A 12,657-nucleotide genomic window follows, 5' to 3' on the forward strand; every position below is an offset into this window, starting at 1 on the left:
CCATGCTAGCATTCCCCGTTACCCGCTTGAGACCGCGCCGTCATGAAATTTTCTGCATCCTCACCCACATCCATCGTCATTGCCACACGTGAGAGCCAGCTGGCCATGTGGCAGGCCGAGCATGTGCAGGCGATCTTGCGCGGCCGTGGCCACAGCGTCGATCTGCTGGGGATGACGACCAAGGGCGATCAGATTCTGGACCGAGCCCTGTCCAAGGTGGGTGGCAAGGGTCTGTTCGTCAAGGAGCTCGAAGTGGCTCTCGAGGAAGGCCGCGCCGATCTGGCCGTGCATTCCTTGAAGGATGTGCCCATGGAGCTGCCCGAGGGCTTTGTGCTGGCCTGCGTGATGACGCGCGAAGACCCGCGCGACGCCTTTGTCTCCAACCGATATGCATCGCTGGACGAGCTGCCCCAGGGAGCCGTGGTCGGCACCTCCAGCCTGCGTCGCCAGGCCCTGCTGCAGGCGCTGCGTCCCGATCTCAGGATCGAGGCCCTGCGTGGCAATGTCAACACCCGCCTGCGCAAGCTCGACGAAGGTCAGTACGACGCCATCGTGCTGGCAGCCGCCGGCCTGATGCGCCTGGAGATGAGCGAGCGCATCCGCGCCAGGTTCGACCCGGCCCAGATGCTGCCCGCTGCCGGTCAGGGCGCACTGGGCATCGAGGTACGCGCGGATCGCCAGGACATCATCGACGCTCTGGCCCCGCTGGCCCATATGCCCACCTGGCTGACCGTGACCGCCGAGCGCGCCGTCAGCCGCTGCATGGGCGGCAGCTGCTCCATGCCGCTGGCCGCCTACGGCCGCTTTGAAGGCAACACCCTGCACATGGATGCAGCCTGGGGCGATATGGAGGGCAGCAAGGGCCTGGTGCGCGTGCAGGCCAGCGCCAGCGTCACGGACTTTGCCAGCGCCAACGCTCTGGGCGAGCAACTGGCCGCGCAGCTGCAAGCCGCGGGTGCCGTGCCTGCGGTGCCCAAGCAGGACTGAGCCGCGCCTGCCCATGTGCCGCGTTCTGGTCACCCGCCCCTTGCATGATGCGAAACCCTGGGTCGATGCGTTTCGCGCCCGCGGCCTGCAGGCCGAGGCCTTGCCGCTGATAGGCATAGGGCCCTGCACAGACCCGGCTGCACACCAGGCTCTGCTGAGGGCGCGACAGTTGGCGCTGAAACCCGGTCACTACCGGGCCGTGATGTTTGTCAGCGGCAATGCGGTGCAGTATTTTTTTGCCCAGGATCAAACTCCAGCGTTGGATGCTGAAGCGTTGCTAGCGCCTGATACCAGGGCGTGGACCCCCGGCCCGGGCACAGAGCGGGCCCTGCTCGAAGCAGGACTGGCCTCTCTTCAGATCGACGGCCCTTCGCCTGACGCAGCGCAGTTCGAGTCCGAAGCGCTTTGGCAGAACGTCCACGGCCAGGTTCGAACCGGCGACCGCGTGCTGATCGTGCGCGGCACCAGCCCTGCGACCGCCCCCGTCGCCGGCAATGCCGGCATGCCAGTACCGTCCACACAAGGCGCAGGCCGTGACTGGCTGGCAGCCCGGCTGCGCGAAGCCGGAGCCGAGGTGGAACTGCTGGCCGTGTATGAGCGCCAGCTTCCGCCATGGACGGCGCAACAGCTGGATCTGGCCCGGCAAGCCGCCAGCGACGGCAGCCTGTGGCTGTTCAGCAGCTCGGAAGCTGTTGCCAACCTGCAACAGCTGCTGCCCCAGCAGCAATGGCACTCGGGGTTAGCGCTCACCACCCATGAACGCATTGCCAGCAAAGCACTTTCAGCAGGTTTCGGTCGGGTTTTGCACAGTCGCCCAAGTCTGGACGATGTGGTTGCGTCTATAGAATCGGCTCTATGAGCTCCGATGCCATCCCCACCTCCGACAACCAACCCTCAGCCTCCTCCCCCAGCCAGGACCCTTCCGCGCCCGCTCAGACCGGGCGTGGAGTCCCCACGGCTTTGGTGCTGACGCTGGGAGCGGTGGCTGCCGCAGCCCTGGTCGCCTGCGGCATGCTGTGGCAGCGCGTGGGCAATATGCAGGAGCAACTGGCGCGTCAGTCGGCGCAGTCCGGCGCGCAGTCGGTGGAGGCTCGTACCCTGGCCAAGGATGCTCAGGATCTGGCTCGCGACAGCGCAGCACGTGTCTCCGTGATGGAAGCGCGTGTGGCCGAACTCAGCCTGCAACGCAACCAGCTTGAAGAACTGATGCAAAGCATGTCGCGCTCGCGCGATGAAAACCTCGTGGCTGATATCGAATCCTCGATACGCATGGCCCAGCAACAGGCTGAACTCTCAGGCAGCCTGCAGCCATTGGTGGCGAGCCTCAAATCAGCCAGAAAGCGCGTGGAAAGCACGGCCCAGCCGCGTCTGGCGCCCGTCGTGCGCGCCATTGATCTGGATCTGGACAAGCTCTCGCGCATGAGCGTGACGGACACCACAGGGGTGCTCAGCCGTATCGAGGACCTGATCCGTCAGGTGGACGACCTGGCTCTCATCAACGATGTGGGTCGCCCGCGTACGCGCGATGCTCAGCCCCGCAAGACGGCGGCCGCTCATGACACTCCCGAGGACGCCAGCCTCTCCCTCACTCAATGGGCCTGGTGGCAGGGCCAGGGTCAGCGGGTCTGGGACTCCTTCAAGGATGGCGCGGCCGATCTGGTGCGCGTGCGCCGCATCGATCACCCCGAGGTGGCCCTGCTGGCCCCCGAGCAGGGCTATTTCCTGCGCGAGAACCTCAAGCTGCAACTGCTCAATGCCCGTCTGGCCCTGCTGTCGCGCCAGTGGGAATCGGCACGCGCCGACCTGAGCTCTGCAGGCACCTTGCTCAACAAATACTTTGACGCACGCTCGCGGCGTACCCAGATCGCCCAGGCGCAGTTGCAGCAGATTCAGGCCAATCTGCATACGGGCGGACGCGTGGAGCTTGAAGACACGCTGAACGCTCTGACCACAGCGGCCGCCGGCCGCTAATCGAGGAGGACACAGAAATGCGCGCCGCCTTGTGGTTGATGGGTCTGTTTGCCGTGGCCGTGGCCATGGCACTGTTTGCCGGCAATAACCAGAGCTCGGTCACCTGGTTCTGGTCGCCCTACCGGGTGGACATGTCGCTGAACCTGGCCCTGGTTCTGCTCTTTCTGGCTTTTGTGCTGCTTTATGTCGCGCTGCGTGCCCTGGCAGTGCTGCTGCAAATGCCGCATCAGGCACGCCGCTGGCGCATGCAGCAAAAAGAGCGCGGCATGAACCAGAGCCTGCTCGAAGCGCTCTCGCATCTGCAGGCCGGCCGCTTTTTGCGCGCCCGCAAATCGGCTTTGGCCGCCTTGTCCACCGAGCAATCGCTGCGCGAAGCAAAGGCCGGCCTGCCTTATGGCGAACGCCTGAACGCAACGGCCCATCTGATCGCCGCCGATGCCTCCCACGCCCTGCAGGATGCAGCCTTGCGCGACAAGCACTGGCAACAGGCTCTGGACGTGCTGCCCATCCCCGGCAACACCCAGGACATGGAAATTCGCGAAGGCGCCCAGATGCGCGCAGCCCGCTGGGCACTGGACGACCGCGATGCCGCCGAATCGATTCGCCGCCTGGGCGAGTTGCCGCTGGGCGCAGGCCGCCGCACGATTGCCCTGCGCATCAAGCTCAAGGCAGCACGCCTGTCTGGCGACACGCAGGCGGCGCTCGACACCGCCCGTCTGCTGGCCAAGCACCGCGCCTTCTCTCCCGCGGCCTCGGCCAGCGTGGTCCGCGGCCTGTTGCTGGCCAGCATTCGCGACGCACGTGACACCTCGTCGCTGCAGCAGTTCTGGCTGTCGCTGGACGAAGACGAGCGCGCCATGCCCGAAGTGGCCATCCCAGCCACGGAACGCCTGATCGAGCTGGGTGGCGAAGCCCAGCAGGCACGCGCCTGGCTGCTGCCCGTGTGGGAGCATTTGCTGACCCAGCCCGGACCACGCACGGAAACCCATCTGCCCAAGCTGGTGGAAGTGTTGCAGTCAAGCCTGGGCAAGCTGGATGGAGCCTGGCTGGCTCGCATGGAAGCCGCAGCCAATGCCAACCCGCGCGAATCGCGCCTGCAATACCTGGCCGGCATGGCCTGCGTGCAGCGCGAGCTATGGGGCAAGGCCCAGCAGTTGCTGACCCGCGCCGCACCGCTGCTGCAAGACCCCCAGCTGCGCACGCGCGCCTGGCAGCGCCTGGCGCTGATGGCCGAGCACCGTGGCGATATGGAGGCCTCGGCCATCGCCTGGAAGCTCGCAGCCCAGGCCATGGTGGTGCTACCGGACAATCCGGCGCAGGACGAATAGGCGCGCTCCGACACGGCTTACAAGCAACAGGCAAGCCGCTACTGCGGCACTGAGTTGCGCGGACGCTGTGCGGCCAACTACCCTGCTCTCGCCGAGCGCAAAGCAAAAGGCCACGACCGCCGCGGCAAGCCGCGAGCGACCGTGGCCTCAAGCCAGGTCTGGACTTACTTGCTGTGCTCTATGGTCTTCACATGCTCCGCCACCTGCGCGGCGGTCACGTCGCCAGGGCGGCCGCCCCAGGTCTGACGCATGTAGTTGACCAGGTCGGCCATCTCCTCGTTGCTGAGCTTGTCGGCATAGCCAGGCATGGTCTGCATGCGTTCGCCATGGGCCAGGTCACGCTCGTGCACGCCCTCGCGGATCACGCGAATCAGGTTGATGGGCGTGGGGAACATGGCCGTGGTGTTGGTGCTCATGGGCACCGACGAATGCGGCTGGCCTTGGCCCTGCGCACCGTGGCAGCCTGCACACAGGCCAAGGTACAGGTTTTCGCCCTTGACGCTGATCTGCCCCTCGGCAGCCTTGAGCTTGGGCCCTGGCATCTCGCGGTTCTGGGTCAGATAGGCGGCCATGGCGCGCACATCGGCCTCCGCCATGCGCGAGGTGGAATGTTCGAGTACCGATGACATACGGAAAGTCATCACCCCTTGCGGCGACAGGCCGGTGCGGAAGAACTTGACCAGATCGTCCTTGGTCCAGCCGCGCTCGCTCAGGGCATCGGGGGTCAGCGCCGGAGCGTAGGAACCTTCGATGGTGTTGCCCTCAAGATAGCGCGAGCCATCCATGGCGAAGGTGGCCTTGGTGCGCGGGCTGTGGCATTCGGCACAGTGACCCAGCACATCCACCAGATACTTGCCGCGCACCAGTTCGTCCACCGACATGTCGAACTCCTTGGCAGCGGGGCGATTGAGCGCATTCCACATGGCCACGGCAGGGCGGATGCTGAACGGGAAATTCATCTCGCTGGGCTTGTTGGCGACTTCCACGGCCGGCTGCTTCATCAGCCACACCCACAGCGCATCGACATCGGCACGCGTGATCTGGTGGTAGCTGGCATAGGGCATGGCCGGATAGAGGTTCTTGCGGCCGGGCGCCATGCCGGCAGCCACTGCTCGGTACAGATCGTCGGCCGTCCAGCCGCCGATGCCGTGCTCCTTGGAAGGCGAGATATTGCTACCGTAAAGCGTGCCCATGGGGGTGACCATGGGCACGCCGCCCGCCAGCTCCGCCCCCGTGGCGGGCGAGCTGTGGCAGGCCGCACAGTCACCGCCGCGAAACACCTGCTCGCCGCGCTTGTAGAGCGCATCGAACTCCTGCGGGCCCAGCTTGGCAAAGTCCACCGTGGCCGGCGGGACGTCGCCGCTTGCGCTGCCGTACAGATACATGCCTCCGGCCACGAGCACACCCAGCACGGCGGCTGCGCCCAGGCCCTTGATCCAGGTCTTAGCCATTGTTGACGACCTCCTTGCTGCGCTTGCCCGTGGTCAGGCCCGGCGTCTTCAGGATCACGTCGCGCACGGCGTTGTAGTAGCGCACATAGCCGGTGCAACGGCAGATATGGGGCTCCAGTTGCTCCTCGATGGCTTTTTCCACCTCATCGGCGGGTACCGGCTGCTTCTGGAGCTTTTCCACCAGCACGGTGGCCGAGTTCACGAAACCGGGCGTGCAGTAGCCGCACTGGAAGGAATAGTGCTCGAGAAAGGCCTTCTGCACCGGCGAGGGATGGACCACGCCCTTGTCGTCCACCGAGGCAATGCCTTCCACGGTACGAATGGTCTTGCCGTTGAGCCAGGTCACGCCGGTCACACAGGCGGGCACGGTGATCGAGCCTTTTTCCGGGTCGTCGACGATGATGGTGCAGGCGCGGCACACGCCCTGGCCGCAGCCCAGGCGCGTGCCGTTCATGCCCGCGTACTCCTGCAGGAACTCGATCATCATCAGGTCCTTGGGAACGTCGACGGGGCCTACCTGTTTGCGATTGATGGTGGCGGAAAATTGGATACGGTCCTGCATCACAGTGCCTCTTTGATTTTGTCGGGGGTCACGGGGGTCGCATGGAAGCGCATGCCCGTGGCATGGGCGATGGCGTTGACGCAGGCGGCGACCACCGGGATCATCACCACCTCGGCCATGCCCTTGGGCGGATCGGTGCGCGACAGCGGCGGCAGCACCACGCCCTCGGCCTTCCACACGGCCACTTCGCTGGCGCGCGGCACGTGGTAGCGATTCAGGTTCCACTGGCCGTTGCCGGGGCCGGTCTCATGGCGCGGCAGGTCTTCGTACAGCGCATGGCCAATACCCATGGCCACACCGCCCTGGATCTGGCCGGAGACCAGCTCGGGCACGATTTGCGCGCCGCATTCCAGCCAGGTCTTGTGCGAGAGGAGGTTCACCTTGCCCGTACCCGGGGACACGGACAGCTCCACCATGGTGGCGCAGGGCGCGTAGTACACCGTGCCCGCATTGGTGCGCTGCACCGGCGGGTAATAGACCTTGTCGCGTGCGATGAAGGCATAGCCGCCGGATTTCATCGCGGCCTTCTTGGCCTCGCCAGCTCCCTTGCCGTACTGCACGGACAGGGCGTCGATCATGGCCTGGAACTTCCTGCCCTCGACCGTGAAGTCGGCCTTGGCCCAGGCCCAGCGGTTAAAGGCGTGCACGCACACGCCGGTCACGATGCCGAGCTCGTGCGCGCGCTCGGCCAGGCGCTCCAGGCTCAACGGCTCCAGGCCCTCGGCCACGAGCATGCGATCGCGCCACTCCAGCATGTCTTCGGTGACGGTGCTGGGCAGCATCTGCCCCCCGCCCTCCTTGCCGGACCAGATCGACTGGGCTGCAGGCCACAGGCAGAGCTTGAGCAGCAACTGCGCCGCCTGTTGCGTGGCGTGGCGGAAGTAATAGGCCGAGTTCGAGGCCGATACCGGCGACACCAGGCGCGGCACCCAGCTTGGGTCCCTGGCCAGCTCATCCTCCTTGGCCTGAGGCGTGGTATAGGGCTCGTCCTTGGTATGCAACGGCAGGTTGTCCCAGTGGTTCACCGCGAAGTCCACGTCGTCCGCCGGGCGCCCCAGGAAGGGCTCGACCGCCACCAGCTGCGCCGTGGTGCTGCCGGTGCCGATCTCGGTGGCGATGTGGCGCATCTTGATGCGGCCCTCGGGAGTGATCTCGAGCTGCGCAATCGAGGCTTCCGCGCCCGTGCCGAAGTCCTTTTGCACGGCACCGAAGCCTATGCCGTAGCGCAGGCCGGGGTTGGCGGCCTCGAAGTCGGCCTTGCGCTTGGCGCGCTCGGTCCACATCGGGTCCTTGGCGGCCATGTCGAGGATCTCGCCGATGCGCAGATGACCCGAAGGCGAGGCGCCCTGGGTGTTCTTCATGCTGCTCTTGAGCACATTGCGCCGGCGCAGCTCGATGGCATCGAGGCCGATCTCCTGGGCGATCTCGTCGACCAGCATCTCGGTATAGGCCATGGACTGCACCGTGCCGTAGCCGCGCATGGAGCCGGCCGTGACGCCGATGGAGGGGTACACCTCGGTCGACAAGTCGCTCTCGGGGAAGTAGTAAATGGATTGCGCCGCCGTCACTGCCACCGTGCCCACCGAGGGGCTGAAGTTGGTCACGCCGCCGCCGTCGCCCACCATGTGGCAGGTCAGCGCGTGGAACTTGCCGTCCTTGTCCACCGAGATCGCTGTCTCTACATCGAAGGGATGGCGCTTGAGGGCGAACTGGAAGTGCTTCCAGCGGTCCAGCGCCAGCCGCACCGGGCGGCCCTGGGCGTACAGCGACGCCAGTGCCACGTAGAACGGGAAGGGATGGTGCTCCTTCTGGCCGTAGCCCACGGTGTAGGAGCTGATGTAGTCGAGCTGGTTCAGCGGCAACTTGCTGTCCTTGAGCATGTGCATCACATGCTCGGCCGTGCCATAGGGCGCCTGGCTCGCGGCCACCATGTGCAGCGCACCGCTGCCCTGCTCATACCAGGCCAGGCCGTTTTCCATTTCCATGGCCACGTGCTCGATGGACTGGCTGTAGTACTTGCGTGCAAACGCGCGCAAACCGTCCTTGGGCTGTTTCATCTCGGCCTGGATGCGGGCCGACTCGCCCATCAGCGCGCCGAAGGCAGGGTGGCTGCTGTCAGGCCAGTGCACGCCTTTTTCATCGAGCTGAGGCCAGATGACGGTGTTCTTCATGGGCGAGAACCTGTCCTCGCCATAGCCGTCCTCGCCTTGCACGCGTACGTAGCGCGCGGCCACATAAGGCGCGCGCGGCGGCTGGGCCGCCTCGGCTCCGAAGCGGAAGATCGCATCATTGAAGCGCAGGCGCTGGTTGGCCACGCGGAACTTCTCGTAGTCGTGCCAGATGGCCACGGCCACCGGGTGCCCCAGCATGGGCGAGACCTGGCCCTTCTTGACGAAGAACTCGCCATAGAAGCCCGGTTCGGGCATTCCAACGCCGTCGGCGGCGATGGACTCGGCGTCGATCAGCACATCAGGCTGGTAGTCGCTGCCCAGCACCGACAGATCCAGGCCTTCGTAGATGCGGTCGGCGCGCGGGATATGGATGGTCAGCGCGTGCGACTGCTGCGCAGGCCAGCCCTGCATGTCCCTGGCGCGCAGGTCGATGGCAAAGACCTTCTGCCCGGTGACTTTGGCCATGCCGTCGCGGCGGTAGTTGAGCGTGTTGCCATTGATCCAGTGGGTCTCCTGACCGCTGGCGGGCGTTATCAATTCCGCAAGTGCGTCTTTGACCGGGCGCACACTCGCAATCACGCCCATGGCGGCGGCAGCCTTCAGAAAACTGCGCCTATTCAAGTCCAGTTTGGACACGGTTCCAACTCCTTGCTGCAATGCGCACAGCAACAGCAAGGACTGGCGTGGGCACATCGCTAGATGACTATGTATTCCCGAACGTTGTATGCGTCCGAGAGTCAAAAAGCAGGTGATAACGGCTGCAGTTGTTGTCGGCATTTCTGCCCACATATCGCCAGCCTTGGCCGTCCGCCACGCTTTGGTCTTTTAAAAGACTAAGAGGCGCGGAGTATAAAAACAGCGGCCTGCATGATTTCTCGCCACCCAAATTCACAAGTTAAATACTCGGAAAATTGATACTTATCAATACCGACTTCCTTCATTAGTGCTCGTCGTGCAAAACGGCATGCGCCCACTTCGCTGTGCATCGAATGTTCGATGACCTTGCTGAAGCCAGCGCTTTTTGGTTCGGACATTCAGCTTTTTTGAATCGAGCCCTCAATCCTGCTGAACCTTTTTGCATTCTCCGCTTCATACACTGCATATCAATTTCAGCAGGCCTCCAGCGCCCGCGACCCGCACTTTCTGATTGCAGTTTCCATGAACTCGAGCTCCCGCTATACCGGTACCGCCATCGCCCTGCACTGGGTTCTGGCCTTGGCACTGATCGGCATCTTCGCCTTTGGCCTCTATATGACAGGCCTGCCTTTCTCGCCCACACGCCTCAAGTACTTCAACTGGCACAAATGGGCCGGCATGACGATTCTGATCCTGTCCGTGCTGCGCCTGGTCTGGCGCATCACCCACCGACCACCGGAGCTGCCCGAAGCCGTCACCCGCACCATGCCAGGCTGGCAGCGCATGGCCCACCACGGCGTGCATCACCTGATGTATGCGCTGTTCTTTGCCATCCCGCTGGTGGGCTGGATGTACAGCTCGGCAGCAGGATTTCCCATCGTGCTGTTCGGACAATTGCCCCTGCCTGACCTGGTGAGCAAGAGCCCCGAGCTGGCCGAAGCGCTCAAACCCTGGCATGGCTATCTGGCCTATGCGCTGGCAGCCCTGGTGGTGATGCATATCGCTGCCGTCATCAAGCATCAGATTATTGACCGCGACGGACTGCTGTCACGCATGGTTCCGGGCCAATAGTCCCCCCCTGAGCGGCGTTGCCGGGGCGGCCCCGCCGCTTCCCCCCAGGGGGACAACAGCTTTGCTGCGCGGCGGCGCTTGCTTGCTGTCTCGCTCCTTCAAGCCGTACCGGCTTTTGAGTTTTTTGTATGTTCATCACAAGGAGTTTTTGATGAAAGTCCTTTTTTCCTCTGCACTGATTGCAGCCGCTTTCCTGGGCAACACGGCACAGGCCGCTCAAGCCCTGGTGCCCGCACAGAGCGCCGTCAACTTTGAAGCCAAGCAGATGGGCGTGCCGCTCAAGGGCCACTTCAAGAAGTTCGACGCCCAGATTGCCTTCGACGCCGCCAAGCCCGAGAGCAGCAAGATCCATTTCACGGTCGATACCGGCAGCGCCACCATGGGCGCCAAGGAAACCGATGCCGAACTGCCCAAGGCAGACTGGTTCAACGTTGCCAAATTCCCTCAGGCCACTTTTGACTCCAGCGCTGTCAAGGCTCTGGGCGGTGGCAAGTTCCAGGTGGACGGCACGCTGACCATCAAGGGCAATGCACAGAAGGTGAGCCTGCCCGTGACGCTGACCCAGTCCGGCGCCACCACCACGGCCACCGGCACACTGGCGCTCAAGCGTCTGAACTTCAAGATCGGCGATGGCGACTGGAAGGACACCTCCATGGTGGCCGACGAGGTCAATGTGCAATTCAAGCTGGCTCTGACTGGCGTCGGCAAGCTCTAAGCGTTTCTCGGCTCCAGCGCTTGATAGGCAAGCGCTGAAAGCTCATGTTTTGATAGTTCCAATCCCTGAAGGAGTATTCACCATGCGTTCCACTCTGTTCGCTCTGGCCGCTGCGTCCCTGTTTGCCACCGCTGTCCAGGCGGCACCAGCCACTTACGCCATCGACCCCACACACACGTTTGCGACTTTCGAGATCGATCACTTTGGCGCCTCCACCAACCGTGCCCGCTTCGACAAGAAGAGCGGCAACGTGCAGTTCGACAAGGCAGGCAAGACCGGCAAGGTCGATGTCGAGCTGGACATGACATCGGTGAACTCCGGCACCGCCGCTTTTAACAAGCATCTGCAAAGCGCCGACATCTTTGACGTCGAGAAATTCCCCAACGCCAAGTTTGTCTCCGACAAATTTGTCTTCGACGGCGACAAGCTCAAGGAAGTAAGCGGCCATCTGACGCTCAAGGGCAAGACCGCCCCCGTTACCCTCAAGGCCAACAAGTTCACCTGCTACGAAAGCCCCATGCTGCAAAAGCGTGAAGTCTGCGGCGGCGACTTTGAAGCATCCATCGACCGTACCCAGTGGGGCGTGGACTACGGCATCCCCTATGGCTTCTCCAAGCAAGTGCGCCTGGTCATGCAGATCGAAGCCGTGAAGCAGTAATCCAGGTTCGCAAAGACTCTCGAGTGAAGCCCCTTGCGGGCTCTCTCTTTGGCCCGGCCCGTGCAAGCGGTCCGGGCTTTTTTGCGTCTGCAGCCTGCTTCAGACACAAATCCCTTTCATTAAAAAATTTACTTTAGGTTAATTGATTACGAATAGTAGAATAATCTCACTCACACAATTGAAGGAGACATCGCATGAGCCAAGCCGCCCCTACCCCGGTTTACTCCCAGCCCCGGCGTGCAGACATGAGCCAGCTGCCCGCACCTGCAGCCGTGCAGCAGTTGCACCACTACGCCTACAAGGCCAAGGATGCAGAAGAGACTCGTCACTTCTACGAGGACATCCTCGGCCTGCCGCTCTACCACATCATCCAGAGCGACTACGTCCCCTCCACGGGCGAGTACTGCCCCTACACCCATTTCTTCTTCCGCCTCAAGGACGGCTCCTTCATCGCCTTCTTCGACATTGGCGACGACGAAGCGGCCCTGCCCTCACCCAACACTCCGATCTGGATCAATCACATCTCCTTCCGCGTGGACTCCGTGCAGGAGCTGGAAAACACCAAGGCCCGCCTGCAGGCCTGCGGCGTGGAAGTGCTGGGCGTGACCGATCACCACATCTTCAAGAGCATTTATTTCTTCGACCCCAACGGCATCCGCCTGGAGCTGACGGCCCAACTGGCCGACGAGCTGCAGATGCTCAAGGAAAGCAAGACCGCCCATGCACGCCTGGACGAGTGGACGGCCCGCAAGGAGCAGTGGCGCAAGGAACGTGCCGAGGGCAAGTCCAGCGCTCCCCTCAAGCCGCAGAACAACGACCGGCCGGAGTTTGTTCCTGGTAAGTAACACCCCCTGAGCGGCTACGCCGCTTCCCCCAAGGGGGACACGACGCCCTCGCTGCGGGGCGGTTGGGGCCGCCCAGGCCTTGCTCGACGTCTCTGGCGTGGTACATCAAGCGAAGTCTCGCTAATTCAATAGCTACAAGCGCTTGATAAATAAGCGCAAGAGGGCGAAATAAGACCTACCGCGCTCATCACCGGATCGGATCGCTAAAATCATTGGCAATCCGTCCTTATCTTTCATGCAGACGGCATCCCTTTTCAGGATG

The 12,657-nt window shown here is 63.4% G+C and carries 12 protein-coding genes; 8 read left to right on the top strand and 4 right to left on the bottom strand.

Translation table 11 applies throughout. The features are described from left to right. Positions 1 to 42 precede the first annotated feature (42 nt). Genes hemC through Cth01_RS17320 form a run of 4 tightly spaced genes read left to right on the top strand, consistent with a single transcriptional unit; the run spans position 43 to position 4,286 of the window. The gene (gene hemC, locus Cth01_RS17305; protein WP_045839909.1) at positions 43 to 987 is read left to right on the top strand and encodes a hydroxymethylbilane synthase; all 945 of its coding nucleotides are present in this window, start codon (positions 43 to 45) and stop codon (positions 985 to 987) included. A 13-nt stretch (positions 988 to 1,000) separates the two neighbouring features. After that, entirely contained in the window at positions 1,001 to 1,846 is an 846-nt protein-coding gene (locus Cth01_RS17310; RefSeq protein ID WP_045839910.1) for a uroporphyrinogen-III synthase, read from the top strand. Next, the gene (locus Cth01_RS17315; protein ID WP_045839911.1) at positions 1,843 to 2,958 is read left to right on the top strand and encodes a uroporphyrinogen-III C-methyltransferase; all 1,116 of its coding nucleotides are present in this window, start codon (positions 1,843 to 1,845) and stop codon (positions 2,956 to 2,958) included. The genes Cth01_RS17310 and Cth01_RS17315 overlap by 4 nt, the downstream gene beginning before the upstream one ends. Before the next feature lie 17 nt (positions 2,959 to 2,975). Beyond that, positions 2,976 to 4,286: a heme biosynthesis HemY N-terminal domain-containing protein gene (locus Cth01_RS17320; protein WP_045839912.1), complete on the top strand. Its 1,311-nt coding sequence runs from the start codon at positions 2,976 to 2,978 to the stop codon at positions 4,284 to 4,286. Positions 4,287 to 4,450: 164 nt separating this feature from the next. Here the strand turns inward: Cth01_RS17320 and Cth01_RS17325 are convergent, their stop codons facing one another. The 4 genes from Cth01_RS17325 to Cth01_RS17340 all read right to left on the bottom strand — a co-directional run bounded on the left by Cth01_RS17325 (position 4,451) and on the right by Cth01_RS17340 (position 9,504). Next, positions 4,451 to 5,737, bottom strand: a complete 1,287-nt coding sequence (locus tag Cth01_RS17325; RefSeq protein WP_045839913.1) for a cytochrome c — start codon at positions 5,735 to 5,737, stop codon at positions 4,451 to 4,453. Continuing rightward, positions 5,730 to 6,299: a (2Fe-2S)-binding protein gene (locus Cth01_RS17330; protein ID WP_003069132.1), complete on the bottom strand. Its 570-nt coding sequence runs from the start codon at positions 6,297 to 6,299 to the stop codon at positions 5,730 to 5,732. The genes Cth01_RS17325 and Cth01_RS17330 overlap by 8 nt, the downstream gene beginning before the upstream one ends. Continuing rightward, positions 6,299 to 9,106, bottom strand: coding sequence for a xanthine dehydrogenase family protein molybdopterin-binding subunit (locus Cth01_RS17335; protein WP_045839914.1), 2,808 nt, complete (start codon positions 9,104 to 9,106; stop codon positions 6,299 to 6,301). Before Cth01_RS17335 ends, Cth01_RS17330 begins: the two co-directional genes overlap by 1 nt. A gap of 197 nt (positions 9,107 to 9,303) precedes the next feature. Further along, positions 9,304 to 9,504: a hypothetical protein gene (locus Cth01_RS17340; RefSeq protein WP_139032083.1), complete on the bottom strand. Its 201-nt coding sequence runs from the start codon at positions 9,502 to 9,504 to the stop codon at positions 9,304 to 9,306. A 124-nt stretch (positions 9,505 to 9,628) separates the two neighbouring features. Between Cth01_RS17340 and Cth01_RS17345 the strand changes: the two genes are divergently transcribed. From Cth01_RS17345 to Cth01_RS17360, 4 genes are all read left to right on the top strand, one after another. Further along, on the top strand, positions 9,629 to 10,177 hold the full coding sequence (locus Cth01_RS17345) for a cytochrome b (RefSeq protein ID WP_045839915.1): 549 nt from the start codon (positions 9,629 to 9,631) through the stop codon (positions 10,175 to 10,177). Between the two features lie 151 nt (positions 10,178 to 10,328). Continuing rightward, complete coding sequence (locus Cth01_RS17350; RefSeq protein ID WP_003078731.1) at positions 10,329 to 10,892, top strand: YceI family protein; 564 nt, start codon at positions 10,329 to 10,331, stop codon at positions 10,890 to 10,892. 82 nt (positions 10,893 to 10,974) lie between these two features. Continuing rightward, the gene (locus Cth01_RS17355; protein ID WP_034380192.1) at positions 10,975 to 11,550 is read left to right on the top strand and encodes a YceI family protein; all 576 of its coding nucleotides are present in this window, start codon (positions 10,975 to 10,977) and stop codon (positions 11,548 to 11,550) included. 194 nt (positions 11,551 to 11,744) lie between these two features. After that, complete coding sequence (locus Cth01_RS17360) at positions 11,745 to 12,395, top strand: VOC family protein (protein WP_003069123.1); 651 nt, start codon at positions 11,745 to 11,747, stop codon at positions 12,393 to 12,395. Positions 12,396 to 12,657: the final 262 nt, after the last annotated feature.

Origin of the sequence: Comamonas thiooxydans, from assembly GCF_000964545.1 — a bacterium.
Taxonomy (GTDB): Bacteria; Pseudomonadota; Gammaproteobacteria; order Burkholderiales; family Burkholderiaceae_C; genus Comamonas; species Comamonas thiooxydans.

Excerpts from the sequence above, each read along its gene's own strand:
- hemC (WP_045839909.1), top strand. The coding sequence starts at position 43 with ATGAAATTTTCTGCATCCTCACCCACATCCATCGTCATTGCCACACGT.
- Cth01_RS17310 (WP_045839910.1), top strand. The coding sequence starts at position 1,001 with ATGTGCCGCGTTCTGGTCACCCGCCCCTTGCATGATGCGAAACCCTGG.
- Cth01_RS17315 (WP_045839911.1), top strand. The coding sequence starts at position 1,843 with ATGAGCTCCGATGCCATCCCCACCTCCGACAACCAACCCTCAGCCTCC.
- Cth01_RS17320 (WP_045839912.1), top strand. The coding sequence starts at position 2,976 with ATGCGCGCCGCCTTGTGGTTGATGGGTCTGTTTGCCGTGGCCGTGGCC.
- Cth01_RS17325 (WP_045839913.1), bottom strand. The coding sequence starts at position 5,737 with ATGGCTAAGACCTGGATCAAGGGCCTGGGCGCAGCCGCCGTGCTGGGT.
- Cth01_RS17330 (WP_003069132.1), bottom strand. The coding sequence starts at position 6,299 with ATGCAGGACCGTATCCAATTTTCCGCCACCATCAATCGCAAACAGGTA.
- Cth01_RS17340 (WP_139032083.1), bottom strand. The coding sequence starts at position 9,504 with ATGTCCGAACCAAAAAGCGCTGGCTTCAGCAAGGTCATCGAACATTCG.
- Cth01_RS17345 (WP_045839915.1), top strand. The coding sequence starts at position 9,629 with ATGAACTCGAGCTCCCGCTATACCGGTACCGCCATCGCCCTGCACTGG.
- Cth01_RS17350 (WP_003078731.1), top strand. The coding sequence starts at position 10,329 with ATGAAAGTCCTTTTTTCCTCTGCACTGATTGCAGCCGCTTTCCTGGGC.
- Cth01_RS17355 (WP_034380192.1), top strand. The coding sequence starts at position 10,975 with ATGCGTTCCACTCTGTTCGCTCTGGCCGCTGCGTCCCTGTTTGCCACC.
- Cth01_RS17360 (WP_003069123.1), top strand. The coding sequence starts at position 11,745 with ATGAGCCAAGCCGCCCCTACCCCGGTTTACTCCCAGCCCCGGCGTGCA.